This is a genomic window from Erythrobacter sp. 'gip.4 top 5' (genome assembly GCF_056495765.1).
Genome location: NZ_CP200270.1, coordinates 1,224,061 through 1,250,116, shown reverse-complemented (window position 1 = coordinate 1,250,116; position 26,056 = coordinate 1,224,061). Strand labels below are relative to the sequence as shown.

The window sequence follows — 26,056 nt, the reverse complement described above, 5'->3', positions numbered from 1 at the left end:
GGGGCCATTTTTTGTCCGAACACTTCCGCGACCGTGATAACAACCACGCGCGCTTTGCGGGGGTCAATCAGGTTAGAATCGCGCCGCTCCTCCATCGCGAGCCGCGGCGCAACCTGCGGAAACTACGGTCACGACGATCGTAGTTTGGAAAGGCTTTATGGCTGCTGACCTGCCAAATGCAGTGTGGCGAGGCATTGTTACGTATGGCGATCAGCTGCCGGTATCTTCGCGCGCAAATCCTCCGCCAAGCGAAACAAACAGTGTTGCGCGGTTTTGCAACCAGGCTCGCTGCGTGGCGAGCAATTGCTGTTCGGCACTGAAAAGATTGCGCTCGGCATCGAGCACCTCAAGGTAATCGGCCACCCCCTCGCGGTAACGCGCCCGTGCAATGCGGGCGATTTCGACCTGCGCGACTCGGGCCCGCTCGAGTGTTTCGATCTGTTGGGCGAGATATTCCCGCCCGGCCAGCGCATCGGACACTTCGCGAAACGCCTGTTGGACCGTTAGATCGTAGGTTGCGACCTGCTCCACCTCCAGCGCCCGTGCCAGATCGAGATTGGCCTCGCGTGCACCGAAATCGAAGATCGGCAACGAGATCGATGGGCCAAAGCTCCAGCCGAAGCCGTCAGCATCAAACAGGTTGCCGAGGCTGGCCGAGGTCAATCCGGCATTGCCCGTGAGCGAGATCGACGGGAAGAAGGCAGCGCGTGCGGCGCCGATATTGGCGCGCGCTGCACGCAACTGCTCTTCTGCGGCAAGAATATCCGGACGCGCCAGCAGCAGCTCGGACGGAAGCCCCGCTGCGAGCCGGCGTTCGTCCGACTGCGCGGCGAGCGACAGGCCCTGTGGCAGACCTTCAGGCGCCGTCCCGCCCACCAGCACGGCCAGCTGATTGCGCAATTGCGCCAGCGCCAACCGCTCGCTGGCGATTTGCTGTTCGGCCTGCGTCAGCAAGGTTTCCGCCTGCCGATACGGCAGCGCCGAAGTGACGCCGGCATCCAGCCGCAACTTGGCGATCTTCAGGCCTTCCCGGCGGCTGGCGGCGGTCGCTTCGGCCAGCACGATCTGTTCTTCGGTCTCGACGATTTCGAAATAGGTCGTGGCTGTGTCCGCAATCAAGGACAGGTAAAAGGCCCGCTGTGTGGCCACCGATGCGAGGTAACTCGCCCGCGCCGCATCGCTCAGGTTCTTCACGCGGCCCCAGAAATCGAGCTCGAACGCGCTGACGCCGACGCCGATATCATAGCGGTTGAAGGTGAAGGAGGTGGGCAGATCGCCGCCCGCCGCCCCGAACACCGGGTTCCCCGCCGTGGCCTGCCGGGTGCGTGTGCCGCTGGCCGTGGCGACCAGATTGGGCAGGCGGCGGCTGTTCTCGATCCGGAAGCTGGCGCGGGCCTGCTCGACCCGGGCAGTCGCCGCGATCAAATCGCGGTTGTTGGCCAGAGCGGTGGCGATCAGGCTTTGCAAACGCGGATCACGATACCAGTCACGGTAGGAAAGCTGCGATGCCACCACCGTGCCATCGGGCCGGTAAGCGGGGTCGAAGACCGGCGCGGTCGCCAGCGCCGGGCGCGTATCAGCCGGCGCCAGATTGACGCAGCCAGCAAGCGTAGTGGAAGCAAGCGCAAGGGCGATCAGACGGTTCATTGGGCGGTCTCCCCATCGCGTACAGGGCCATAAGGCACGGCGGGTTCGGCGGGCGTGTCGGTGTCCTTGCGACCGATGCCGCGGATCGTCAGATACAGCAGCGGGATCAGGAAGATGCCCAGCACGGTTGCCGCGATCATCCCGCCCAGCACGCCGGTGCCCACCGCGATGCGGCTGGCTGCCCCTGCGCCACTGGCCAGCACCAGCGGCACCATGCCCATCGCAAAGGCAAGCGAGGTCATGATGATCGGGCGCAGCCGCAGCCGGGCAGCAGACTTGACCGCTTCCAGAGAAGACATGCCGCGTTCCTCCTCCTCTATCGCAAACTCCACGATCAAGATGGCATTCTTCGCCGCCAGACCGATGATAGTGATCAGACCGACGTTGAAATACACATCGGCTGAAAGGCCGCGCAGCATCGAAAACAGCACCGCGCCCAGCACGCCCATCGGCACGATCAGCAGCACCGCCAGCGGGATCGTCCAGCTTTCGTACAGTGCGGCCAGCACGAGGAACACGACCACGACGGAGAGGCCCAGCAGCAGGCCAATTTGCCCGCCAGCCTGCTTTTCCTCGTAGGACACGCCGGTCCATTCATAGCCGATGCCTTGCGGCAGTTCACTGGCGAACCGCTCCATTTCGGCCAGCGCCGCGCCCGAGGATTGGCCCGGCGCGGCCATGCCGGACAAAGTCATCGCAGGATAGCCATTGTAGCGGGCAAGGCTGGCGGGCGCAGCGGACCATTCGGCTGAGGCAAAGGCACCGAACGGCACCAGCTCGCCCACCGAATTGGGGATGCGCAAGGCCAACACATCGTCGGGCGTCATGCGGAACGGCGCATCGGCCTGCACCAGCACCTGCAACACCCGGCCTTCGCGGTTGAAGTCATTGGCATAGGCCGAGCCAAAGGTGATCGAGAGCGCCGCGTTCACTTCGGTCATCGAAAGGCCCAGCGCGCGGGCTTGCACCCGGTCAATCTTGACCTTGACCTCGGGGCTGGGCCCCTGATCTTCGGGTCTGAGGTTGGCGACAACGGGACTTTGCGAGGCCGCGCCGAGCATCTGGTCACGCGCGGCGATCAAGGCTTCGCGCCCCACGCCGCCGCGATCCTGCAGCTTGAGCGTAAAGCCGCTTGCTTGCCCGAGCGATTGGATGGCCGGGGGCTGGATGACGAAGGCGGTGGCGCCGTCATTCTGCATGAATAGGCCCATCGCGCGTTGCAGCAGCGATTCCGCGCTGCTTTCCGCCGCAGAGCGTTCTCCCCACGGCTTGAGCGAGGCGAACATCAGCGCGTTGTTCTGCCCCTGCCCGAAGAAGCTGAAGCCGCGCACCACCACCAGGCTTTGCACCTCGTCCTGCCCCATCCAGAAGTCGGTGACGGGCTTCAGCGCCTCGTCCATCCGTTCCTCGGTGGCGCCGGGAGGGGCCTGCACCGCCGTGATCAGAAAGCCCTGATCTTCGGTGGGCAGGAACGCGGTCGGCAAGCGCATGAACAGCACAACCGTGACCGCAATCAGGGCAAGGAAGATCGCCATACCGCGCTTGGGCCGCGACAGAATGCGCGTGTTGGAGCGATCATATTTGCCCTCCATGCGTGCAAACCAGATGTTGAACCTGCCCAGAAAGCGCTTGGCAAACCCGCGCGCCTGAGCCAACCGGCCGCGCCAGCCGGGTTGCCGCTGCTGTGCCACCGGGTCGACCAATGTTTCATCCGGGTGCCCGGCCCCACGCTTATGGCCGTGCCCCTCGCCCGACATCGGCTTCAGGAAGGTCGCGCACAGCGCCGGGGTGAGCGAAAGCGCCAGAAACGCCGAGAAGAAGATCGCGATTGCCAGCGTTACCGAGAACTGGCGGTAGATCCCGCCCGTGGAGCCCGGGAAGAACGCCATCGGCACAAACACCGCGATCAGCACCATTGTCATGCCGATGATCGCATTGGTGATCTGGCCCATCGCCTTGCGGGTCGCCTCCAGCGGGGGCAACCCTTCCTCGCGCATGATGCGTTCGACATTCTCGATCACGACGATGGCGTCGTCCACCAGAATGCCGATCGCCAGAACCATGCCGAACAGCGACAGCACGTTGATCGAAAAGCCGAACAGCCACAGCCCCAGACACGCGCCCGCCAGCGCGATCGGGACGACCAGCGTGGGGATCAGGGTCGCGCGCCAGTTCTGCAGGAACAGGTACATGACGAGGAACACGAGGATCATAGCTTCGACGAGCGTCTTGATAACCTCGTCAACCGACGCCTGCACAAACGGCGTGGTGTCATAGGGGATCGACCAGGTGACATCACCCGGCAGACCCGATGCCAGTTCTGCCATTCGCACCTTCACGCCCGCGGCTGCTGCAAGCGCGTTGGCGCCGGTGCCCAGCTGCACGGCCATCCCGGCCATCGGCACCCCGTTGAGCGTGGTGGAGGTGGCGTAGCTTTGCGCGCCAATTTCGATCCGGGCCACTTCGCCCAGCCGCACTACCGCCGCGCCGGTGTTGGCGCGCAAGATGATGTTCTCGAACTCCTCAACCGTGCGGAAACGGCCTTCGCTGGTGATCGTGGCGGTGATCTGCTGGCCGGCTGCCAGCGGCTTGGCCCCGATGGAGCCGCCCGCGATCTGCGTGTTCTGTTCACGGATCGCATTCAGCACCGCGCCCGGCGACAGGTTGTAGGATGCCAGCGCATCGGGATCGAGCCAGATCCGCATGGCATAGGGCGAGCCGAACAGCGTGACATCGCCCACGCCGGGCACACGCCGCAGCTCGTCGATCACCTGACTGGACGCGATATTGCCGAGATCCGTGCTGGTCAGATCACCACCCGGCGAGGTCAGCGCAACGATCAGCAGGAACCCGGCATTGGCCTGCCGCACGGTGATGCCCTGCTGGCGCACTTCCTCGGGCAACCGTGCCTCGACGGTGCTGAGGCGGTTTTGCACCTCGGTCTGCGCAATATCAATATCAGTGCCGGCCTCGAAGGTCAGCGTGATGCTGGCCGTGCCGTTCGAGGCGCTGGACGAGGCCATGTAGAGAAAGCCCTCAACCCCGTTGAGCTGCTGTTCGATGACCTGCGTGACGTTCTGTTCCAGCGTCTGCGCATCGGCGCCGGGATAGACGACGCTGATCGTCAGCGATGGCGGGGCGACTTCGGGATATTGTTCGATCGGCAACGCCCGCAAAGCGATGATGCCGGCGAGCAGGATACCAAGCGCCACCACCCAGGCAAAGATGGGGCGATCAATGAAAAAGCGCGCCATGAATCAGCGTGCCCCGTTGGCTTGAGCGGGCCGGGTCGCTTCAGGCTGGCGCGCCGCAGCAGCACGGTTGGCTGCCTTCACTGGCACGCCGGGTCGCAGTTTCTGGAGATTGCTGACGATCACCACGTCGCCTGCCTTTAACCCGCTTTCGACGATCCAGTTGCTACCAACCAGCGCGCCCAGCTTCACGGCGCGCGGCGCGACCAGCCCCTTGGCGTCGATCACGAACACCGAACCGCCCTGTTCGGACAGCGTTACCGCGCGTTGCGGAACCACAATGCCCTGCTTCACTTCGCCCACGAACAGCTTGGCCCGCACGAATTCGCCGGGAAGCAGCACCCCGGTGGGGTTGGGAAACTCGGCGCGCAGGCCGACGGTCCCGGTTTCCTCATCGACCGAGAAGGCGAGGAAGTTGATATAACCGGGAATGGGATATTCGCTGCCATCGGTGAAGGTCAGGCGCACCTCGACCCGGTCATCCGCATCGAGCGCGATCTTGCCTTCGGTGATGTCTCGGCGGATCGCCAGAACCTGGCTCGCGGCCTGGGCGAAGTTGACATAGACGGGCGCGGTCTGTTCGATCCGCGTCATCAGCGTGCCTTCGGTCTGGCTGACCAGCGCACCTTCGGTAATCTCGGCGCGCCCGGCCCTGCCGGCAATCGGCGCACGCACCGTGGTGTAATTGAGCTGTAGCGATGCGGCTTCCAGCTGGGCCCGGATTTGCGCGACATTGGCTTCGGCCTCGCGCGCGGTTGCCAGGGCTGCATCATATTCCTGACCGCTGATGGCGTTTTCGGCGACCAGCGGCTTGTAGCGTTCCACCACGGCGCGCGCGTTGCTTTGCGTCGCACGCGCACGGTCAAGCGCGGCCTGCGTCTGGGCATAGCTGGCGCGCAACTCGCGCGGATCAATCCGGAACAGCGGCTGGCCTTCGGCGACATTCGTGCCTTCGGTATAAAGCCGTTTCACCACGATCCCGGTCACCCGCGCGCGCACTTCGGCCTGACGCACCGGCTCCACCCGCCCCGGCAGTTCGATCACATTGGGGATTGCCTGGCTGGCAATGGTGACAGTCTGCACCGGGATCGGCTGCGGCTCAGGCGGAGCCTGCTCGCCTGAACACGCAACCATCAGGAAGCAGGCGGCAAGGCCGGTGCAAATGCGATTCATGGGGAGAGGTCTTTCATTTGGTATTTTATTGCAGGTGCGAAGGTGTAATAACGATTACACCAATGTCAATCATTCCTGCGCTCGGGGAGACGCATTTCATTATGGATTCATCGGCTGACACGTGCCGACTCGACCAGCGCAGAGCAGCCATCATTGCTGCGGCGCGGCATCTTTTTGTCGAACAAGGCTACGAACGCACGACTCTGGCGGAAATCGTCGCCCGCGCCGGGGGATCGCTGGCGACGGTCTATAAACTGTTCGGCAACAAGGACGGACTGCTTGAAGCGGTGATTCGCGAGAACGTGGCATCGGGCGAAACGCTTGTCCGCGACGCTGCGGCGGCGCGCCTCACTCCGGAAGCAACCTTGCGCCGGATCGCGGAAGGGTTGCACGAACGCTTTCTGGAGCCGGAAGTGATCGCATTGGTCCGCATCGTGATCGCGCGCAGCATAAGCGAGCCGCAATTCGCCCGCCAGTTTTTTGAACGGACCGCCAACCAGACACGCGATGCGATTGCGGCGCTGTTTACCCAGTGGCAGTCAGACGGCGTGGCCATGAACGGGACGCCGCAATTTCTGGCCGAAATGTTCATGGGGCTGTTCGTCAGCGACCTGCAAACGCAGGCGATCAGCCACGGTGCGGCCATCAGCGTTCAGTCAGAGCGCCTGCATGACCGCACGGATTTCTTCCTTGTGGCGGCCAGAATGGACGAGCCTCAGCCCGCGTCCTGCCCCCTTTGCGACTCTCGCAAGGGCAGGCCCGCCATCAGCGCCGCGGGCCTGTAGGCTTACCCCGCGTCGCCGTCGGCGTGGCCGCGGCCTTCTGCTGTCGCTTCTGCTGAACCACCCGCACTATTGCCGCCGTTGGCTTCCCACCAATAGGGCAGACGCGTGGCCGTGCCAGTGCCGACCTCGTTCAGGGTTTTGGCGTCATACAGCCGCCCGCCAAGCATCACCTGCTCGATATTATCCGAATTGGCGATGTCGGCGCTGGGGTCGGCTGACAGGATCACGAGATCGGCAAGCTTGCCGACTTCGATGCTGCCGATATCCTTGCCCATGCCGAGCGATTGGGCCGAGGTGATCGTGCCGGCCTTCAATGCCTCGACCGGGGTCATCCCGCCGCGCACAAAGCTCCCCAACTCCCAATGGGCACCGATGCCGGCTTGCTGGCCGTGTGCGCCAATGCTGACCTTAACGCCACGCTGAGCCAGCTTTCTGGCTTCCCGCGCATTGTCATCATCGACAAAGGCCCATTCGGGCGCTGTCGTGCGTCGGCCCGTGTCCGCCAGAAGCTGTTTGGGCGGGGTGTGAACCATCAAGGGGTTTTCCCACACATTGGTCGCCTGCCGCCAGTAGGGATCACCCGCCAAACCGCCATAGGTGACCACCAACGTCGGCGTGTAATTGCTGTTTGACTGGCCGAAGAACTGCAGCACGTCCTCGTAGAACACACCGACCGGCACGTTATGCTCGATGGTCGAATTGCCATCGGCCACCAGGTTCATGTCCATCCCGAACAGCGATCCGCCTTCGGCCACGACCAGCATGTTCTCGGCCGCCGCAGCGCGGGCGACCATCTGGCGCTGTTCGCGGCGCGGCTGGTTGTAGTTCTTGACCGAAATGCCGCCCTGCGCCTTGATCCGCCGCACATGCGCTAGCGCATCATCGTAGGTATCGATCCGCGCATACACGCCCGGCGCCTTGGCTCCGTAGATGATTTCACCGGTTGAGAAGATCCGCGGTCCCAGCGTCAGCCCGGCGCGCTGACGTTCAGCGGTGGCGAACACCGTGCTCGCCTGGCTTGACGGATTGTGAACCGTGGTCACGCCCAGCGCGAGATCCTGAAGCAGTGCCCAGTTCTGCTGCGGGATCAGATCGCCGACACCGTAGGGCCCATGGGCGTGGGCATCGACCAGACCGGGCATGATGGTCTTGCCGCTGGCGTCGATAAAGCGCGTGCCTTCGGGGAAAGCCATTTTCACAACGGTCGCATCATGCACACCGATTATCCGGTCCCCATTTATCACGATCAGGCCGTTTTCGATCACGCCTGCATCATCGGCATCAAGCCCCGCCTTCATCGTCAGCACGCGCGCGCCCGTAATGACCGTGGTGCCGGTGGGCTTGGCCGCTTGCACGGTCACGCCCAGCGCAATGCCCGTTGTCGGCGGGGCATAGTCGCTCGCCTTGCTATCATCGCCTTTGGGCGCGGCGGCGAAGAATTCAGCCACCTGCGCACTTTGCAGGCTCGGACCGATCGACCAGAACAGCGTCTCACCGCCATTGGCCCAGCCGATGTAATCCGCGCCCCCGGCACTGACTTTGGTGACGGGTAGCGCTCCGCCCTTCTCGCTCACATCCACCGGCTTGCCACCGGGGATCAGCGGCATGGCAAACACTTCGTAATTCTGACGGAAGGCGATAGTGCACCCGTCGGGTGAAATCCGCAGATCATTGGCGAGATCGCCCTTGGCGTGGACCCGCTTGGCCTCGCCATTGAGGTCGGTCGAAACCAGCGCCAGCCCGCCCCCTTCGCGCGCTGCCATGAACAAGCGGTCGGTGCCTGCGCCCCATTGCGGAGCGGCCCCGTCGCGGCTGACAAGACGCGGCGCGCCGCCATTCACTGGCATCACATAGATGCCGGCATTGCCGGAATAGTCGCCAGAGGTGAGATAACCTCCTTCGCGCTTTTCGAAGGCGATCATGCTGCCATCGGGCGAGAAGGCAAGATTGCCGAAATGGCCCGGCCCGGTCAGCACACGGCGGTTTTGGCCGCTGGCGTCGGCGATCACAATTTCGCCCAGCGCCGTATCGGTCCAGCGGACATAAGCCAGTTGGCTGCCGTCACGGCTGAAGGCCGGGAAGGCTTCGACTACGTCGGCCGTGTCACCCGTTAAAGGCGCAGGCGCATCCCTGCCGCGCGCGGATTTGGTGTGCAGGCGGCCAAGACTTTCAAACACGACCCGGCTTCCGTCCGGCGACAGCGTGGCAAAGCGCGGCATAGTGGTGGTGAAGGTATCGGGCGCGACCTCGATGGTGGGATGCGGCGCATCGGCAATCCCGCGCGTGTCGTTCACGCTGAAGGGGATCACCGCATGGCCCGAACCATCGCGGTTCACGCGATTGAGCTTGCCGCCCGCCCAGAACACGATCCCCGCACTGTCAGGCAGCCAATCAATATTGGGATAGACGCCCGTGACTGCCCAGGTTTCCTGCACGTCCAGGTCAAGCTTGCCGTAGATCATGCGTTCACGCCCGGTGGCAATATCCTTCACCCACAGCTGGCTCTGATCCTTGTCGCGCCGCACGAAAGCGAGTTCCTGGCCGTCGGGCGAAGGCGCAGGACGAACCGCGCCGCCATAACCGCTGACCGCCGTGCTGACCTCGCCGGTGGCAAGATCGTGGCGCTCGATCGCAAATATCCCTGCGTTGGAATCCTGCGCATATTCGAAGATGTTTCCGGGCGTGGTGTTGCGGGTGTAGTAAACTGCCGAACCATCGGGCGCGAACACCGGCTCGCCCAGTTCCTTTTGCAAGGATTCATTGGCACGCTCGACCACCTGTACGCCCCCGCCCCCTGATACATGGTAGAGCCAGATCTCGCCCGTGCCGAGCGAGCGCCCGGTGGTAAAGTGCTTCTTGGCCGCAATGAAGCGCCCGTCAGGCGACCAGCTCGGCTGGTTCAACAGGCGGAAATCTTCCTTGGTCAGTTGCCGTTTGACGCTGCCGTCGGCGTTCATCACCCAGATGTTGTCGCCGCCCGCGCGATCCGATGTGAACGCAATGCGCGTGCCATCGGGGGAAAAGCGCGGGTGCACGTCCCAGGGGAGGCCATCGGTGATCCGCTTGGGCGTGCCGCCGGCAATCGGCATGGTGTAGATGTCGCCCAGCAGCGTGAAGGCGAGCGTGCCCCCGTCTGGCGACACATCAACATCCATCCATGTGCCTTCGTCGGTGCGGATCGGCACTTGCTTGATCGTCGCGCCCTTGGGCGCTTCGACGCTCCATGCGGCCGCATCGGTTTTGGCGTCCTTGCCCTTGGACTGCGCTGCAAGCGGCGCTGAAATGGTTAGGGCAAAGCAGGCGGCCCCGGCGAGCAGGGCGGCGGTGATGGTGCGCATGAAGTGTCTCCCTCTATTGGCATAGGAGAGTAGCGGCGCGACACCATATTGCTAGAGGGCGACACGTCGTTGGTCGATTTGGACCGGCCACTTCGGGCCGCTGACCGCTAGGGGGCCGCATCCTGGATGATTCGCGAAAGGCAAAAGCTAGCCTGCGAGTATTCTTTCGCTACAACCCCGGCATGAGTTCCCTCCCTACAATGCGCCTTTATCTTCTTTTTGCGTTTGCGGTATCGGTGGCTGGCTGTTCATCTGCGGATGATCCGGCTCCGAGCCGCGAAGTGGCTGTTGTAGCGGAATCAGCCCAGTTTCTTCCGGACGAGAATATTCTTGAAGCTGTAGGCACCGCACGGGCGCTACGATCGGCCGCAATCTTCTCGGAAGTTTCGGGCCGCGTTTCAGCCGTGCGCTTTGCATCGGGCGGATTTGCCCGCGCTGGTCAGGTTCTGGTGGAACTGGACGCCCGCCGCGAACAACTGGCGCTTAAATTGGCACAGGTTCGGGTTGAAGAAGCGCGTCAATTGCTCGACCGCTATCGCCGGATTGAAGATACCGGCGCGCTGTCCGACAGCCAGATTGAATCGGGCGAAACCGCGTTGGCTGCGGCGCAGATCGAGCGCGATCAGGCCGCTGTTGCTCTGGCCGAACGCACGATCAAGGCGCCCTTTGCCGGCCATGTCAGCTTTTCGGAGATCGACCCTGGCGACCGCGTGACGCCCGATACGCTGATTGCGCAGATCGACCAGCGCAGCAGCCTGCTGGTGGATTTCAATGCGCCCGAAGCGGTGTTTCGCCGCCTGACTCCGGGCCAAAGCGTTGAACTGGTGCCAGCTTCTGACCCTGACACAACGATCAGCAGCCGCATCGAGGCGGTGAACACCACGATCGAGCAGGACCAGCGCAGTTATATCGCACGCGTGGCCATCGCCAATGGCGCGGACCGCTTTCGTCCGGGCATGAGCTTCAGCGTGCGATTTACCGATAGCGGGCAAGTGCGTCCGGCTGTGCCGGAGGCCGCCGTCATGTGGACTGGCGAAGGGGCATCGGTCTACGCCGTGCGCGATGGCAAGGCCGTGCGCGTGCCGGTGACCATTACATCCCGCCGCGACGGCACGGTCCTGCTTGATGGGGCCATCGCTGCCAACACGCCGATCATCATCGCAGGCGTTCAGAAGGTTCGCCCGGGTCAATCTGTGCGGCTTGTGAAACAAGTGCAACGTGCGCCTGCCGATGTCAGGGTCAAGAACTGATGGCACGCACCGATCTTCCGCTGCTTGCGGTCAAGCGGCCGCTGCTGATCTTTGTTCTCAACCTGCTGATCGTGATCGCGGGCGCAGCGGCGCTGCTGGGAAGCGAAGTGCGCGAGTTGCCGAATGTCGATCGCCCGATTGTCACCGTCAGCGCAACCTTGCCCGGCGGCGCGCCGGAAACGATGGACTCCGAAGTTACGTCCTTGCTAGAAAATGCCGCTGCGCGCGTCAACGGTGTGCGCCAGATCCGGTCATCGAGCGAAGAAAACAACAGCCGCATCCGGGTTGAATTCAACCCCGGCACCGACCTCGATACCGCAGCGTCGGACTTGCGCGAGGCGGTGAGCCGGGTGACCCGCGATCTTCCCGAACGCACCGAACAAGTGCAGGTCGTCAAGGCGGATCAGGACGCGCAAGCCATCATGACGCTGGCGGTGGCAAGCGACGCCTATGATGTGTCGGAGCTGACCCGCATTGTCGAAAACGACATCATTCCTGAATTGCTGGCCGCAGAAGGGGTTGCCAGTATCGAAACCTTCGGCACGCGTGAGACGCAATTGCGGGTGGCAGTCGATCCGGCGCGTCTTGCCCGTTATCGCCTGACGATGAGCGATGTTGCCGCCGCCTTGCAACAAGCGCCCTTCGATACGCCGGTGGGCTCGTTCCGTTCAGACGCGCAGGAACTGATCGTCCGGGCAGAGGCCACTGCGGACAATCCGAAACGCATCGCCGCCGTGGTGGTACAAGGCGAAGTGACCATCGGCGATGTCGCCGAAACCTATTTCGCGCCTGCTGATGCGACCAGTTACGTTCGGCTCAACGGCGAACCGGTGATCGGGCTGGGCGTGGTCCGGCAGGCCAATTCCAACACCATCGCCATTTCCGGTGCAACGCGCGAAGCCGTGGCCCGGATAAGCGACCGGTTCGATGATATCAGCGTGCAGATCATATCCGACGATGCGACTTTCATCAGCGTGTCGGTGCAAGAAGTTTTGGTGACACTGGTTATCACGGTGCTGCTGGTTATGGGCGTGATCTTCCTCTTCTTCGGCCATCTAAAACCGACCCTGATCCCGAGTGCCGCCATCCCCGTGGCGCTGGTAGGGGTGATCGCCGGAATCTGGGCGTTTGGGTTTTCGATCAATCTGCTCACCTTGCTGGCGCTGGTGCTGGCGACCGGGCTGGTGGTCGATGACGCAATCGTGGTGCTGGAAAACGCGCAGCGGTTGCAGAAAGAAAAGAAACTGGGCCGCAAGGCAGCGGCCGTGCTGGGCACCCGGCAGGTGTATTTCGCTGTCATCGCCACCACCGCGGTGCTGGTGTCCGTGTTCGTTCCGATCAGCTTTCTTCCATCCGAAACCGGGCGGCTGTTCCGCGAGTTCGGCTTTGTGCTGGCCATGGCGGTGATCCTGTCGACCTTTGTCGCGGTGTCGTTGGTGCCTGCGCTGGCCGCCAAGATTGATCTGGCTGGCGACGGCGCTGAACCCAATCCGCGCCTGCAAGCCTATGCCACGCGCGTGGCAGGCCGATACGAACGGGCGGTCAGCCGGTGTATTGCCCGCCCGTGGCTGGTGGTTGGTGCCTCGCTTCTCGCCGTGGTGGGCGCAGGCCTTGCCTACACCCAGATCGAAGAAGAACTGGTACCGGACGAGGATCGGGCGTCTTTCTATGTCTGGGCCAGCGGGCCAGACGGGGTTGGCCTTGCCTTCATGGACCGCGAGCTTGATGAAATCGAAGCCGTGCTCGCCCCGCTTGAGGAAAGCGGAGAGATCCAGTCCACGCTTTCCATCGTGGGCCGTTATGATCCCAACCGTATTCAGGTCACGGCCAACCTTGCAGACTGGGACAATCGCAGCCGCAGCCAAGCGGACATTGTTGCGCAGCTGGAAAAACCGCTCGACGCGCTGCCAGGTTCGCGCGCGTCTGCGCGCGGCCGCTCCACCTTGGGCGGCGGCGGTGGTGGCGGAAGCGGCGGCCTTCAGGTGGCGCTGACGGGCAACAATTACGACGGCATTTACCGTTCTGCGCGAGCGCTGGCAGATGCCATCAGCGCGGAATCCACCATTCTGTCCGACCCCGAGATTTCCTATCAACCCACCCAGCCGCAGATCTCGATTGCAATCGACCGCGCGCGTGTGGCCGAACTGGGTGTTAACCTCGACGAGATTGCGGTGACTTTACAGACGATGGTGAACGGGACCGAAATCGTCGATCTGAATGTCGACGATCAGGCCATCCCGATTTTCCTGACGGCCAAGACCGTTGCGATCACCCGGCCCGATGATCTTGGCAATCTTTATGTGCGCAGCAGCACGGGCGGGCTGGTGCCCATTTCCTCGCTCACGCAATTTACCGAAGTCGGCGTTGCCGCTGAACTCGACCGCGCCGAACAACGCCGCGCCATCGAAGTGGAAGCGGCCATCGCTCCCGGCGTTGCGCTGGCCGATGCCGTGGCTGAAATCGAACGACTGGCCCAGACTACCCTTGCGGACGATATCGATTTGATCTTGCGCGGCGAAGCGGAGCAATTGGAAGAAAGCTCGCAGGAACTGCTTTTGACTTATGGTTTTGCACTGCTGATCGTGTTCCTGGTGCTGGTGGCGCAGTTTGAAAGCCTTGCCAGTCCACTGGTCATTCTCGCCTCGATCCCCTTCGCGCTGGCTGCGGCGCTGTTTGCGCTATTCTTGTCCGGCACGTCCCTGAACATTTATTCGCAGATCGGGCTGGTCATGCTGATCGGACTGATGGCCAAGAACGGCATCCTCATGGTCGAATTTGCTGATCAGCGGCGCGGCGAAGGCGCAGACGTTGCTGCGGCGGTCCGCGATGCCGCGACGATCCGGTTGCGTCCGATTGCGATGACGCTGATTTCCACAGTGCTGGGCGCGGTGCCGCTGGTCGTGGCGAGCGGAGCCGGGGCCGAAGCGCGCCAGGCGATCGGCTGGGTCATCTTCGGCGGACTGGGCATTGCTGCCATCTTCACGTTGTTTCTGGTCCCGGCGCTGTATGTGCTGATCGCGCCGCTTTCCAAACCGCGCCATGTTGATCTGGCGCGGCTGGAGCGCGAATTGCGCGAGGACGAAGACGGGCCAGCTCCCGCGGTTGTCGGACCTGGCGCTGTCGTAGGCGGACCGGCCGAATGACCTTGCGCAAACCTGTCCTTGCCGCATCATTGCTTGCGCTGCTCGCCGCCTGCGCCTCGCCGCGCATACCCGAAGTGGAGCCCGCCTCGGGCGTAGCGCTTGCGCCCGATTACTTCTCCGGTGGCCGGCCCGAACCCGGCCTCGATGACGTGTGGTGGCGCGGGTTTGAAGACCCGGCGCTGGATGATCTGGTGGAACAGGCCCTCGCGCGCAACCAGTCGCTTGAAGCCGCGCGCCATCGGTTGGCGGCAGCGCGGGCCATCGTGGTCGCGGAAAATTCGGATTTCCTGCCGACCATCGATGCCGAGGCGTCGGGTGACATTTTCCTCGATAATGCGGGTCGCACCACCGACGGCGCCGGCGGATCGATCGGCGGGGTTTGGACCATCGACATCAACGGGCGCCTGGCGGCAGAACGGGCCGCAGCGATCGCCGCAGCCGATGGCGCTGCCCATTTGCTTGCCGATCAGCGCCGCTTGCTCGCCGCTGCCGTTGCCAGCCAATATATCGAACGCAAGCGCACGGCCGCACGCCTGCGCTTGCTGGAAGAGTCGACCGACTTGCAGCGCCAGACTTTGCGGATCGTCACCCTTCGGTTTGAAGCGGGGCTGTCGTCCAATCTCGATGTGCGGCGGGCGCGCGCCGATCTGGCGCGAACCGAGGCCCAGCGTGGCCTGCTGGTGCTGGCCCGCGCCCGCGCCGCCAATGCGCTCGCAGTGCTGACAGGAGAGTCCCCCTCTCCGATACCGGCGGTCGAGGAGAACGCCCAGGTGCCAAACTATGCCCGCGGCCCTGCCGTCGGTATCCCTGCCGATCTGCTGCGCAGGCGGCCCGATCTGCTGCTGGCCGAAGCCCAAGTGGCTGAAGCGGCAGCCGTGGTGGGGATCGAGCGTGCTGACCTGCTGCCCGCCTTGGCGTTGCCCGGTCTTCTGACGCTGGGCAATGGGAGCGTGGACGGGCTGTTCTCGTCTGTGGTGGGCGGTCTTTCGGCTGTGCTTGGCGTGCCGATCTTCGACGGTGGTCGCCGCCGCGCTGAAATCAGCGCGGCGCAAAGCCAGCTGGAGGCGCAACTGGCCCAATACCGTCAGTCACTGCTGGAGATTCTGGCCGAAGTCGAAACCGCGCTTACCGGTATCAGCGCGGCTGAGGATCGCACGACAGAATTCCAGAATGCCGTCACCGAAAGTGAAGCTGCCTTCGATCAGTCCAATGCGCTTTACCGCGAAGGCCTCGCCTCATTGTTCGACGTGCTTGATGTGCAGCGCCAGCTCATTTCCGGGCGTGAGGCGCTGATCGATGGCGATGCAGACCTTGCCCAGGCCTACATCACGCTATTCACAGCGGTGGGCGATGATCGCAGCAGCGACAGGCCCTTCGCTGCACCCTGACTGTAACGAAGGTATGTTGACGGCTCATCCCCTGTCGTTTCAACGGGCGGACGCGGAAACGAAATTGACTATCGCGGGCATGACTGCGACGCATTTGGACATGACGATATTGCGCATTGCTCTCGAATGGTTTCTGAACCCCGATCACCTGCCGTTGCTCGCCGCACGCGAACAGTGGCGCGGCGATGGCCGGGAGATCGAATTGGTGGTTCCCGATGACCATTATGATGGCTTTGCCGCTTTGGCAGATGCCGCCGTTGATCTGGTGGTCAACGAGCCATTGCACCTTGTCGAACAGCGAGAATTGCAGCTCATATCGCATGGCTGCTTTTTTGCGACCGATGGCGGCGTGTTGATGCACCGTGAGGCGTTGCTGCGTCTCACAACGGGGGCTCCCGTGCGGATTGCCTCGCCCGTTTCCAACCCGACAACCGACGGCCTGTGTCTCGACATTCTGCGCGGCTGGATGACCGGTCAAGGCGCCGTGCTGAACGACGATCAGGTAAAGATCGAGGCCGCCGGCTTCAGTCATGTCGATAATCTCGCCGATGGCTTTGACGGGGCATGGTTGGCCTTTGCCAATGTCGAAGGTGTTTCGGCGCAGGTGCGCGGGCTGGACACCCAGATGATCACCACCGCCAAGGCGGGGATTCCGAACTTCTCGGCGCTGGAGTTGATTGGCGCAGCGGATGCGACGGCGGATGTGCGCCAAGCCATCGCGGACCTGGTGGCAACGCTGGACCGGGTGACGCCCGGTCTGTGCGCCGATCCGGCTGCGGCGCGGGCGCTGTGGTACCGGGCAAGCGGCGCGGCGCCGGAAGCGGAATCCGATGCGATTGTCGATGCCTCGCTCGCCCGCTTTCTCGCGCCGGTCCAGCGGAGCGCCGACATGTGGCGGCCCATGTGGCGCTACCTGCATGATCGCGGCGGGGATGTGGTGGACGAGGCGACATTCGAAGCGATGTTCGCATGAACATCCCGCCTTCTTCCGATTTCCCGCCTGAGGCCTTTGCCAAGCAGGATGCCGGCGATGATCTGGATTTCTATGCGCCGCCCCGTCTGGTCACCCATATCGACGAGGGTGCGACCGCCGCGCTGACCCGGCTTTATCGCGAATTGCTGCCCGAAGGCGGGCGCCTGCTTGATCTGATGTCAAGCTGGGTCAGCCATCTGCCCGCCGATCACAATTACGCCGACGTAGTGGGCCACGGGATGAACGCGGTTGAACTGGAAGCCAATCCCCGCTTGACGCGATGGTTCGTCCAGAACCTCAATCAGGATCCGCTGTTGCCGGTCGGCGATCGTACCTTTGACGCGGCAGTGTGCTGCGTGGGCGTGCAATATCTTCAGCAACCGCTGGTGGTGTTTGCCGATGTTCGGCGCGCGCTGAAACCCCGCGCGCCGTTCATCGTCAGCTTTTCCAATCGTTGCTTTCCCACCAAGGCTGTGGCGATTTGGCAGTCGCTGGATCTGCGCGGCCATGCGGCGTTGGTCAGGCTTTATCTGGAACGCGCCGGGTTCACGAGCATCAGCGCCCAATTGCTGACCGACGGAACCGAAGGCGATCCCCTGGTAGCTATCATCGGCCGCGCACCGCTGAGCTGACGCGCCACGAATTAACCTTTTGGAAAATCAGCCAATGGCAAAGCACAATCTGGACCAAGCGGCCCTCAGCGAAGTGGTGGAAATGGCGCTGAGCGATTCCGTCAGCTTCGCCAACATCGAAGCCTTGCATGGCCTGACCGCGGACGACGTACGCGCCGTGATGCGGCAAACATTGAAGCCGGGCAGTTACCGGGCGTGGCGCAAGCGCGTTCGCACGTTCTCGGAGCGCCGCGAAACCTACAAATAGAAACGCAGCCGTGAAGACTGGCGGTCATGGAGATGGCGATCGCGATTAAAGTGGTTGTGGAGGTTTCCGCCCAACGCATTACAGGCCACGTCCATCCTAAAACTGTGCACTGCAACGCAACCACGCCTGGCATTTGCACTTTGCAGTCACCCCAGAAAGTCGAACGTCAGAATACTGGAACGCAATGAATTATCGTCATTCCTACCATGCTGGAAATAGCGCCGATGTCCTGAAGCATACGCTGCTAATCGCTCTCGTGCAGGCCTTGCAGCTCAAACCCAGCGCACTGACGCTGATCGACACCCATGCTGGCTGCGGGCTGTACGATATCGAGGGCGAAGAGGCTGAACGAACCGGCGAGGCGGCTCAAGGCGTGTTACGGGCCGTTGCCGACCCTGATGCCAACCTGGACCCTTTGCTCGGCAGTTACCGTGCCGCCGTACAGGCAGTGAATACCGGGGCCGAGTGGCGACTCTACCCTGGATCGCCGAAGATCCTGGCGCAGCTTCTGCGCTCGCAGGATGTTCTGATCCTCAATGAAAAGCATCCCGAAGACGTCGTTACACTGCGCAGCGCGATGCGGGGTGAAACCGTTGCTGTGCATGAGCGCGATGCTTACGAGCTTTGGCTGGCGATGCTTCCGCCCAAAACGCCGCGCGGCGTGGTGGTGGTCGATCCGCCCTACGAGCAGACGGACGAACGCGCCCGTATCACGTCTACCCTTGCCGCCGCTCACCGCAAATGGTCACATGGCGTGACGGTGATTTGGTATCCGCTAAAAGACCGTGCTGCGCACAGGCGCTGGACCGAGCAGTTAGGCAGGCTCGGCATCCCGAAACTCCTGTGCGTGGAGCATTGGTTGTATGATTGTGATCAGGCTGGCCTTTATAACGGCGCGGGGCTTTTCATCGTCAACCCGCCCTACGCCTTTACGCAAGGCCTGCCTCCTCTGCTGGAAGCGCTGCGTGCTGCGTTGGCGCCCGAGGGGCATCGGGGCGCGGTCACAACCGAATGGTTGGGCTGTTGACCTACCGAGCGTGCAGCGCCCTATGGCTAATTGCCATCAGCATCGACCATGAAGACCATCGGTTTCCCTCGGGACTCAGGCTCCCACCCGGCGTCCAAGGCTGACTGAACCCCCCTCATCACAATCGCATCGCTGACCTGAAGCCGACCGCGTTGCATCCCTTTGAGCAAGCGCATCGGCGGCGGAAATTCCAGCAAAGCGCCGCGCTGGGTATCTTTGCGCAACAAAGCCACGGTCGTGCCTTTCCAGCCTTCAGACTCGCTCCATTGTGGCTCGCTGCGCAGCTCCCACTCATAGTGAAATCCGCCAACTGTGACGGTACCAGAAAGCCTGTGGGTGTGGGTCATGCGGCCAAGACTAACAGGATAACGACCACAAAACATCAGCCATGCAGACAGCGGTCGCTATCAGTCACGGTCTGTATAGACCTCCGGACGACAAAGGCGCCAGGTTCGGACGGATGAAGCCCTCCATTAAGCCATCACATGACAAGCGGCGCGGCATATCCTGTCAATTCGAGATAACCCCGGCCACCTTCGGTGCGAACGAACCCCTCCCAATACACGGGGAGACCACTGGATCGCGCATCAAGCTCCTGGTCGGCAAAAATCGGTGTCAGCGTCAGACGCTTCTCACCGTCAGGTAGCCTTACGGTCAGGACTTGCGTCACCGGATAGGTCGCTCCCGTGCGCTTCGATAGCCACGTGCGCGTTGGCGTGAAGTTCACATCACCCGGTTTCAGCGTAACGATGGAACCATTTGCGCGGCGATATGTGCCGCCTGCCCAAACGCTGCTGCCCTTTCTGCCCCGAACCCGAAACGCCATCAGCGCATCCCCATTGTCAAAGTTCAGCCCGGTCCAGTCCCAACCGACAGCCGTTGCCCCGAGGAAGCGCGATGACCATTCCCGGTCGAGCCAGCTGCGCCCCGTAACGCTCCCGGTTTTGGTGCCGCGCGTGATCGTTCCTGCCGTAACCAGTTGCGGCAATGAATAGTAATAGCTTGCGGATTCAGGTTGCGGACCTTTGCGGCTATAGCCGCCTTCGCCTTGCAAAAGCGGTCGCTGCGTGGGCGTCAGGACCAGCTTGAGGGCAAACCCGCGCGCGGCGATCTGCGCAGAAAAGCGACCGTCTGCCAGCCTTACCAATCGCCAATCTTTGATGCGCACATCGGCATCACCGATTTTGGCCCCGGCAATACCAAAGCCGCTCCGCGCTGCGCGCTGGTCGTGCAGCAGCTTGCCGACGGAAGGATCTGAAACAGCGGCGTGCGCGAACAGGATCTGTCGCGGCGCAAACTTGCTGGGGTTGCGCGGATCAACATCCGGCCGGTTCCGAAAAAACGTGATCTGGAACCCCAGTTCCTCGCCCTTCGCCGTCTTGACCGTTCCCGTCACATACCACCACTCGGTTCGAAAATCGGGGTGGGCACCGTGATCGGCAGGAAACGAAAACACGCGGCCGGGTTTGACGTCAGGATAAGCGATAGCGGGCGTCTGCGCGACACTGGACGTTGTCAGCGCAAATGCGGCCAAGGCGATTGAAAGCGTGCGGATCACCAATCGGCCCTCACCGCCCGCACCGCATCTATCGACACCGCCCGTCGTCCGGCCAGCATGGCCGTGATTGCCGAGGCGATGACCAATGCGGCGATAACCGACAGCATCAACGTAACGGGCAACCGCGTTGTCATCGTCCAGTTGAACGACTGTGGATTGATCACATGGATCAACACCTGGCTGATCGCCCCGCCCAACGTCACGCCGACCAGTCCGCCGACCGCGCCCAGCAAGGCGCCTTCCCACCCGAGCATCGCGACAATCTGATCGCGCCCCACGCCGATATGGCGCAGCATACCGAACTCGCGCGTGCGTGCGCGGGCCTGCGCTGAAGCTGTGGTCGCAACGCCGGCAAGTCCGACGATGATCGCAATCGCCTCAAGCACATAGGTAATCGAAAAGCTGCGATCAAAAACCGCAAGCGCCATGGTGCGCAGGCTGGCCGGCTCAGCCATCGTAAGGCGTGATTTCAGCACTTCGGGCGCTGCGGCTCTTATCTGCTGTTTGACACGCGCCACATCGGCACCGGGTTCTAGCCACACAGACGCATCATCGCGCACTGCATCGCCTGTCAGCCGCAGATAATCTTTCGCATCGATAATGATCGCGCCTTGCTGCCGAGCGTAATCGCGCCAGATGCCCGCAACAGCAAAGCGCGCGTTTCGTCCAATGGGAAGCCGGATGGTATCGCCGGGCTTGCTCCCCAGAATGCGCGCTGCCGGCTCGGAGAGCCAGACGGCCGTTACGCCGGGCGCCGGTGTAGCCGATTTGCCGAGCAGTTTGAGCGTTGCATCGCCCGATCCAACAGGACGGGCAATCAGGCTCATGGGGGGCTGAGCAGGATCAAGCACGATGGGCAATTGCCGTGTGAACTGGATCGACTTTATGCCAGAAATACCCGTCATCCGGGCCTGGGCTGCCGGATCGAAACCGCCCCAGCCCGGTTCCGACCGGACATAAAGATCGCCCGACAAGATGTCGCCCAGCCATTCATCCACCGCGCCGCGAAAACTGGTCACCATCACCGCCATCGCGATCATCAAAGCTGTGCTCGCCACGATACCGCAAAGCGCGGTTGCGGCAGCATTCGGAGCGCCATGCAAATGCTGGATAGCAAGATCAAATGGCACGGTGCGCCGCGATGCACGTGCCAAGGGCGCAAGCAGCGAGCGCGCAAGCCAAGGCATGGCTGTTATGCCCGCGGCAAGCAAAAGTGCGACAGAGAGATACCCGAACAGCGGCAGGCCTCCGACGGCGGGCAGAAATACGGCCAGCACGCCAGCAGCCAGCAACGTGAGCGGCAACCAGCCCGCGATGCGATCACGCGGATCGACGCTGTCTCCTGCGTTTTTCAACGCGACCGCAGGCGCAGCGCGTGCCCCCTGGAAGGCGGGAACCAGACTGCCCCCAATGGCCGTGGCAACGCCTAGAGCAAAGAAACCGGCGCCTGCCAGCGGCGCAAAGATGAGTTCTGGCGGCGCACCATCAAAAACGCCGTTGCCCAAGCTGCCGGAAATCAGATTGAGCGCGCCGGCAGCAAGGCCAAAACCCAAAAGCAGGCCAATACTGGCCCCAATCAGCCCGAAAAGCGCACCCTCGATCGTTACCAGAGCAATTATCCCGCTGCGTTGCAGACCGATAGTCCGCAGCAAGGCAAAGCTCTGCAGACGTCGCGTCACTGACAGCGATTGCGTGGAGTAGACAAGGAACATGCCTGTAAACAGTGCCACCAGCGCCAGCATCGTCAGGTTGACACGGTAGGCGCGTGAAAGCCCATCGCCTTGTTGGGCATCGTCCTTCTCGTCACTGATCACCGCATCGGCCGGGATCAATGGCGTCAGGCGCGAACGGACAGCGCCGACTTGCGTATCAGCGGTCAGTTTCAGATCGATCCGGTCAATCGTGCCAAGGCGCCCGAACAGCCATTGGGCAGCGGCGATGTCCATCATGCCAACGCGGCGACCATCGGCGATTCCGGGCAGCAGTCCGCGAACGCGCATCGGCCGTGCCCGTCCGTTGGCGTTTATCGTCACACGATCACCGACGCGCAACTGTGCGGCGGCGAGCGCGGCACGCGAGAGGAACAGTGCGTCGCTTACAAAAAGGCTACCGCCGCCCTGCGCGCCGCCATCGCCCGGTCCAGTGGCAGGCGCACCGATCAGGCTGGGCGTTACTTCTGCCGCGCGGATGATATCCAGCCCAAGCAACGTGAAAGTCTCACCGCGCTCGGCTACCGCTCTGAGCGCCACAACCGGGCTTGCATCGGAAACCCCTTCGACCGCGACAACTTTTGCGTAAAGCGACTCGTCAAAGCCGAGACGGCTGGCGGCCTCGATCCGCAGGTCAGCCGCACCGTTGACGGTGTTCACCGCTTGGCCGAACGCCGTGAGTGCCGATCCGTTGATCAGATGCACCGCAAACCCCAGCGCTACGCCGATGGCAATGGCCATCACAGCCAGAGCGATCCGTCCAGGATGTTGGCGTGCTTCGCCTGCGATGAGCCACGCGAGTGCCCTTACCGCGTTCCTAGCCATGGGCCGGAGCCAGCCCATTTGTTGTCATGACCACTGTCCGGTCCGCAATCGCAGCCGCCGTTGCGGAATGCGTAACCAACAATCCAGCCGATCCCGACTTTCGCGTTGAGTCAGCAAAGAGTTGCAAGATCCGCGTGGCGGTTTCGGAATCGAGATTGCCCGTTGGCTCATCGGCGAGGATCAGTGCCGGCCGGTGAATCAACGCGCGCGCAATCGCAACGCGTTGCAATTCGCCGCCAGAAAGATCGCGTGCATAATCATCGCCCCGGCCAGCCAAACCGACGCTTTCCAGAATTGCATTCGTGCGCTCTGCAATCTCGCGGCTTTCACAACCAGCCAGCGCCAGCGGCAACGCCACGTTTTTGCGTAACGTCAGGTAGGGAAGAATGTGAAAAGCCTGAAAGACAAAGCCGATCCGGCGGCGACGCAGATCGGTGAGCGCGCGTTCGTTCATGGAGGCCAGATCTTCTCCGCCGATGAGCACCTGACCTTCGTCAAACCCATCAAGCCCAGCCGCGATGTTGAGCAATGTCGACTTGCCCGACCCGGATTCGCCCACAATCGCCACAAGCTCGCCCGCAGCGATGCTCAAAGAAAGATTATGAAACAAGACACGCCCACCGGGAACGCTTTTGGTGAGCGAGCGCAATTCGAGCTGTGCGGTCAACGCGTTGTTTCCTGCTTTATCAGGCAATAGCGCAATATAGCGCACCTGTGCCCGCACGCTTGCCTTGGCACCATCTCACGCCGGAGGCCAGAATGGTTTGATGTTTAGTCCGGGTCATCGTCCAGAAAAGCAACGTCAATCACCCGCCCGGTCGACAGCGCAGCTAGAATCACAAAGCAACATACGTCGCTTCTCGTTCAAGAGCCTCCGCTCGAATATCGACTTTTTTCTTAGTCTTGAATGGTAGGGGCTTTTCAAAAATTTGCGGCAAAAACGTCAGAATATTCCAAGAAATTTCTTGCGCTTTTCCTTCTCGGGCTTGCCGTTCCCCAGATCATCACGCGCTTCGCCATCTTTGGTGCGCTGCGCTTTGGCGGTTGCGCCGGCGAGGACCGGGCCGCAGGCCGCAGACTTGGCATCGCCGACATCCACAAATGCCAGAACAGCTGCTGGCGGGGCGATAAGCGCGGCCAGACCCAAGCCAGCACCAGCCCGGCTGAGCAATTCCGGAGTGATGACATCAAGTTTTGGCTGCGAGAAATAGCCGCCCAGCCCGACCGGGGACTGCCCGGAGATCAGGCTGAACTTCTTGCCGTCTGCGCGGAACGCCAGATCCATTTGCTCCGTGGCAAAACTGAAGCCGCCGCGCCCCAGAATGACGTTCTTGCTCGTGTCGATAAGGATGGGATCAGCGCCCGCTGCACCATTGCGCACCGAGAAGGCCACCAGCCCGCAATTGATGCGCACCGGCTCCTTCAATCGCCCTTCGAACATCTTTTGCGCAAATGTGCCGAAGTCGAGCTCAGCGAGCTGAATGTTGCGAGTCCAGAAGGTGCCTTGCGGAATAACGAACGCCATTCGTCCACGTGAAGTGGCGAGCGAATCGTGGAGGGTGTCGCCATCGCCCACCAGTTCGATCCGGCCCGCAACCGTGCCAGTGGTTCCCGCTTCTGCCACGCCAAATCCGGCGAGCAACTGGCTCATCGGAGTTGCGGCCAGGCGAATATCATAATCGGTTCTTGCCGGGGTGCGCCGCCAGTCGATCACGATGTCGGTTGCAACCTTGCCGCGCGCCATTGTGAAGCCGAACGGCGACAATGCGAGCAGACCATCGTTAAGATCGACCGTTACCGCCACATCCGATATCGGAACGCTGTCTGACCGCAACCTGGCTGCGCGATAGCGCACGTCGGCATCAAAGGCGCGCAAGCCCTCCGCACGCAGGCTGATGTCCGGCAGCAAACGCGCAGGCGCGGCCCCGGAAGCCGCCGCCGCAGCAACGACGCCCTTTGCGGCCACCACATCCGGATTATAGCCAATGAACGGCGCCACATCGATGATATCAAGCATGCGGGTTGTCAGATCGGCGTCGACATGGATCCGGGGCCTGCCGGTTTCCACTGTGAACTTTCCGGCGATGTCACTATCGCCGAACTGGCCGGTCAATTGGGAAAAGGTGTAACGCGTGCCGCGTTTTACCAGCTGCGCACGCGCCGTGTAGGCTCGTGAGTTGGGCACAACGATCCCGATGATGCCGAGCAGTTCGGCGGCGTTGCGTCCCTTGGCGCGCACCGCCAGCGGAATGTTCTCAATATCGGCGAGGCTCGGCAGCGTGCCGTTGATGTCGATGCGATCAGCCCCTGCGTTTACCTGAATGACCAGCTTGTTAACCCCGTTTGCCAGGGTGGCATCAGGGCTTTGCAACGCGCCTTTTAAGGTGAAATCGGTCGACCGGATTGTGCCATCGCCCGTAAATTGCACGCTTTCGCCAATCTGGGCATCGCGCGACGTGATTGTGGCGAAGTCGAGATCGGCGATAAACTGCAACTGCGGATCGCTGTAATGCAAAGTCGTGGATTGCAGCTTCGCACGATCGATGACTGGCAGGTCGAGCGGCTCGGCATCGCCCCCTGTGTCGAATGTCCACGTGTTGGCGGTATGGTCAGCATTCCATTCAAGCCCTGCTGCCCCCCCTGTCAGGTCGAGCCAGCGCAGACGCGGCTTGCCGAACAAGACAGACAAGGGCGCGATCCGGGTATCAATGCGCTTTGCCGCGAACACATGCGGTTTTTTGGCCCACGCAGGGTTCGCAATCGTCAGATCTTCGGCAACGAACTTGATGTCGAAAGGTGCAAAGTAGAGCTGATAATCGCCCCCGACCGCAACCTCACGATCAGTCATCGCGGCAACAGTGCGTTCGAATGGGCCTTTGAGAAACGCGCCCTTGGTCACAAACAGGATCAACCAGATCGCAAAGATCGATCCAAGCACACCGATGGCGATCTTGCGGACATAGCCAAGACGCCGCTGCACCGCGTCTGGCGCTTCGGGGGCATTCATGGTGTGAGGGGCAATAGAAACATCCTGATCGGGCATGGCGTTCCCTTGTGACGTAGGCATCCCCGTGCTGTCCATCGCCTTAACCCAGCCTGATCCACGCAGC

The 26,056-nt window shown here is 62.3% G+C and carries 17 protein-coding genes; 8 read left to right on the top strand and 9 right to left on the bottom strand.

Annotation, left to right across the window (positions count from 1 at the left end):
- Positions 1–210: 210 nt before the first annotated feature.
- Genes ACRANW_RS05925 through ACRANW_RS05915 form a run of 3 tightly spaced genes read right to left on the bottom strand, consistent with a single transcriptional unit; the run spans position 211 to position 6,071 of the window.
- Entirely contained in the window at positions 211–1,647 is a 1,437-nt protein-coding gene (locus tag ACRANW_RS05925; protein WP_479433606.1) for an efflux transporter outer membrane subunit, read from the bottom strand.
- Entirely contained in the window at positions 1,644–4,901 is a 3,258-nt protein-coding gene (locus ACRANW_RS05920; RefSeq protein WP_479433605.1) for a multidrug efflux RND transporter permease subunit, read from the bottom strand. The genes ACRANW_RS05925 and ACRANW_RS05920 overlap by 4 nt, the downstream gene beginning before the upstream one ends.
- Before the next feature lie 3 nt (positions 4,902–4,904).
- Positions 4,905–6,071 (bottom strand): efflux RND transporter periplasmic adaptor subunit, encoded by a 1,167-nt coding sequence (locus ACRANW_RS05915; protein ID WP_479433604.1) that lies wholly within the window; start codon positions 6,069–6,071, stop codon positions 4,905–4,907.
- A 62-nt stretch (positions 6,072–6,133) separates the two neighbouring features.
- Here ACRANW_RS05915 and ACRANW_RS05910 point away from each other — a divergent pair, with 62 nt between their 5' ends.
- Positions 6,134–6,856 (top strand): TetR/AcrR family transcriptional regulator, encoded by a 723-nt coding sequence (locus ACRANW_RS05910; RefSeq protein ID WP_479433603.1) that lies wholly within the window; start codon positions 6,134–6,136, stop codon positions 6,854–6,856.
- Between the two features lie 2 nt (positions 6,857–6,858).
- Here the strand turns inward: ACRANW_RS05910 and ACRANW_RS05905 are convergent, their stop codons facing one another.
- Complete coding sequence (locus tag ACRANW_RS05905) at positions 6,859–10,194, bottom strand: amidohydrolase family protein (RefSeq protein WP_479433602.1); 3,336 nt, start codon at positions 10,192–10,194, stop codon at positions 6,859–6,861.
- A 200-nt stretch (positions 10,195–10,394) separates the two neighbouring features.
- On the opposite strand from ACRANW_RS05905, the gene ACRANW_RS05900 reads away from it, so the two are divergent.
- The 7 genes from ACRANW_RS05900 to ACRANW_RS05870 all read left to right on the top strand — a co-directional run bounded on the left by ACRANW_RS05900 (position 10,395) and on the right by ACRANW_RS05870 (position 18,854).
- Complete coding sequence (locus ACRANW_RS05900; RefSeq protein WP_479433601.1) at positions 10,395–11,444, top strand: efflux RND transporter periplasmic adaptor subunit; 1,050 nt, start codon at positions 10,395–10,397, stop codon at positions 11,442–11,444.
- Positions 11,444–14,587: an efflux RND transporter permease subunit gene (locus ACRANW_RS05895; RefSeq protein WP_479433600.1), complete on the top strand. Its 3,144-nt coding sequence runs from the start codon at positions 11,444–11,446 to the stop codon at positions 14,585–14,587. Before ACRANW_RS05900 ends, ACRANW_RS05895 begins: the two co-directional genes overlap by 1 nt.
- Positions 14,584–15,975: a TolC family protein gene (locus ACRANW_RS05890; RefSeq protein ID WP_479433599.1), complete on the top strand. Its 1,392-nt coding sequence runs from the start codon at positions 14,584–14,586 to the stop codon at positions 15,973–15,975. The genes ACRANW_RS05895 and ACRANW_RS05890 overlap by 4 nt, the downstream gene beginning before the upstream one ends.
- Before the next feature lie 100 nt (positions 15,976–16,075).
- Positions 16,076–16,948 carry an ABC transporter substrate-binding protein gene (locus ACRANW_RS05885; protein WP_479433598.1) on the top strand — a complete coding sequence of 291 codons (873 nt, stop codon included), beginning with the start codon at positions 16,076–16,078 and terminating at the stop codon, positions 16,946–16,948.
- The gene (locus ACRANW_RS05880; RefSeq protein ID WP_479433597.1) at positions 16,945–17,580 is read left to right on the top strand and encodes a methyltransferase domain-containing protein; all 636 of its coding nucleotides are present in this window, start codon (positions 16,945–16,947) and stop codon (positions 17,578–17,580) included. Before ACRANW_RS05885 ends, ACRANW_RS05880 begins: the two co-directional genes overlap by 4 nt.
- 34 nt (positions 17,581–17,614) lie before the next feature.
- The gene (locus tag ACRANW_RS05875; RefSeq protein WP_479433596.1) at positions 17,615–17,827 is read left to right on the top strand and encodes a DUF2805 domain-containing protein; all 213 of its coding nucleotides are present in this window, start codon (positions 17,615–17,617) and stop codon (positions 17,825–17,827) included.
- A 184-nt stretch (positions 17,828–18,011) separates the two neighbouring features.
- Positions 18,012–18,854 (top strand): 23S rRNA (adenine(2030)-N(6))-methyltransferase RlmJ, encoded by an 843-nt coding sequence (locus tag ACRANW_RS05870; RefSeq protein WP_479433595.1) that lies wholly within the window; start codon positions 18,012–18,014, stop codon positions 18,852–18,854.
- 26 nt (positions 18,855–18,880) lie between these two features.
- Here the strand turns inward: ACRANW_RS05870 and ACRANW_RS05865 are convergent, their stop codons facing one another.
- From ACRANW_RS05865 to ACRANW_RS05845, 5 genes are all read right to left on the bottom strand, one after another.
- Entirely contained in the window at positions 18,881–19,201 is a 321-nt protein-coding gene (locus ACRANW_RS05865) for a hypothetical protein (protein ID WP_479433594.1), read from the bottom strand.
- Between the two features lie 134 nt (positions 19,202–19,335).
- Positions 19,336–20,412 carry a lipocalin-like domain-containing protein gene (locus tag ACRANW_RS05860; protein ID WP_479433593.1) on the bottom strand — a complete coding sequence of 359 codons (1,077 nt, stop codon included), beginning with the start codon at positions 20,410–20,412 and terminating at the stop codon, positions 19,336–19,338.
- On the bottom strand, positions 20,409–22,946 hold the full coding sequence (locus ACRANW_RS05855; protein WP_479433592.1) for an FtsX-like permease family protein: 2,538 nt from the start codon (positions 22,944–22,946) through the stop codon (positions 20,409–20,411). Before ACRANW_RS05855 ends, ACRANW_RS05860 begins: the two co-directional genes overlap by 4 nt.
- Complete coding sequence (locus tag ACRANW_RS05850; RefSeq protein ID WP_479433591.1) at positions 22,939–23,613, bottom strand: ABC transporter ATP-binding protein; 675 nt, start codon at positions 23,611–23,613, stop codon at positions 22,939–22,941. The genes ACRANW_RS05855 and ACRANW_RS05850 overlap by 8 nt, the downstream gene beginning before the upstream one ends.
- A 276-nt stretch (positions 23,614–23,889) precedes the next feature.
- Positions 23,890–25,953 (bottom strand): AsmA family protein, encoded by a 2,064-nt coding sequence (locus tag ACRANW_RS05845; RefSeq protein ID WP_479433590.1) that lies wholly within the window; start codon positions 25,951–25,953, stop codon positions 23,890–23,892.
- Positions 25,954–26,056 lie beyond the last annotated feature (103 nt).

What these genes read in the sequence shown, in the direction of transcription:
- ACRANW_RS05925 (WP_479433606.1), bottom strand. Translation starts at nt 1,647, where the DNA reads ATGAACCGTCTGATCGCCCTTGCGCTTGCTTCCACTACGCTTGCTGGC.
- ACRANW_RS05920 (WP_479433605.1), bottom strand. Translation starts at nt 4,901, where the DNA reads ATGGCGCGCTTTTTCATTGATCGCCCCATCTTTGCCTGGGTGGTGGCG.
- ACRANW_RS05915 (WP_479433604.1), bottom strand. Translation starts at nt 6,071, where the DNA reads ATGAATCGCATTTGCACCGGCCTTGCCGCCTGCTTCCTGATGGTTGCG.
- ACRANW_RS05910 (WP_479433603.1), top strand. Translation starts at nt 6,134, where the DNA reads ATGTCAATCATTCCTGCGCTCGGGGAGACGCATTTCATTATGGATTCA.
- ACRANW_RS05905 (WP_479433602.1), bottom strand. Translation starts at nt 10,194, where the DNA reads ATGCGCACCATCACCGCCGCCCTGCTCGCCGGGGCCGCCTGCTTTGCC.
- ACRANW_RS05900 (WP_479433601.1), top strand. Translation starts at nt 10,395, where the DNA reads ATGCGCCTTTATCTTCTTTTTGCGTTTGCGGTATCGGTGGCTGGCTGT.
- ACRANW_RS05895 (WP_479433600.1), top strand. Translation starts at nt 11,444, where the DNA reads ATGGCACGCACCGATCTTCCGCTGCTTGCGGTCAAGCGGCCGCTGCTG.
- ACRANW_RS05890 (WP_479433599.1), top strand. Translation starts at nt 14,584, where the DNA reads ATGACCTTGCGCAAACCTGTCCTTGCCGCATCATTGCTTGCGCTGCTC.
- ACRANW_RS05885 (WP_479433598.1), top strand. Translation starts at nt 16,076, where the DNA reads ATGACGATATTGCGCATTGCTCTCGAATGGTTTCTGAACCCCGATCAC.
- ACRANW_RS05880 (WP_479433597.1), top strand. Translation starts at nt 16,945, where the DNA reads ATGAACATCCCGCCTTCTTCCGATTTCCCGCCTGAGGCCTTTGCCAAG.
- ACRANW_RS05875 (WP_479433596.1), top strand. Translation starts at nt 17,615, where the DNA reads ATGGCAAAGCACAATCTGGACCAAGCGGCCCTCAGCGAAGTGGTGGAA.
- ACRANW_RS05870 (WP_479433595.1), top strand. Translation starts at nt 18,012, where the DNA reads ATGAATTATCGTCATTCCTACCATGCTGGAAATAGCGCCGATGTCCTG.
- ACRANW_RS05865 (WP_479433594.1), bottom strand. Translation starts at nt 19,201, where the DNA reads ATGACCCACACCCACAGGCTTTCTGGTACCGTCACAGTTGGCGGATTT.
- ACRANW_RS05855 (WP_479433592.1), bottom strand. Translation starts at nt 22,946, where the DNA reads ATGGCTAGGAACGCGGTAAGGGCACTCGCGTGGCTCATCGCAGGCGAA.
- ACRANW_RS05845 (WP_479433590.1), bottom strand. Translation starts at nt 25,953, where the DNA reads ATGAATGCCCCCGAAGCGCCAGACGCGGTGCAGCGGCGTCTTGGCTAT.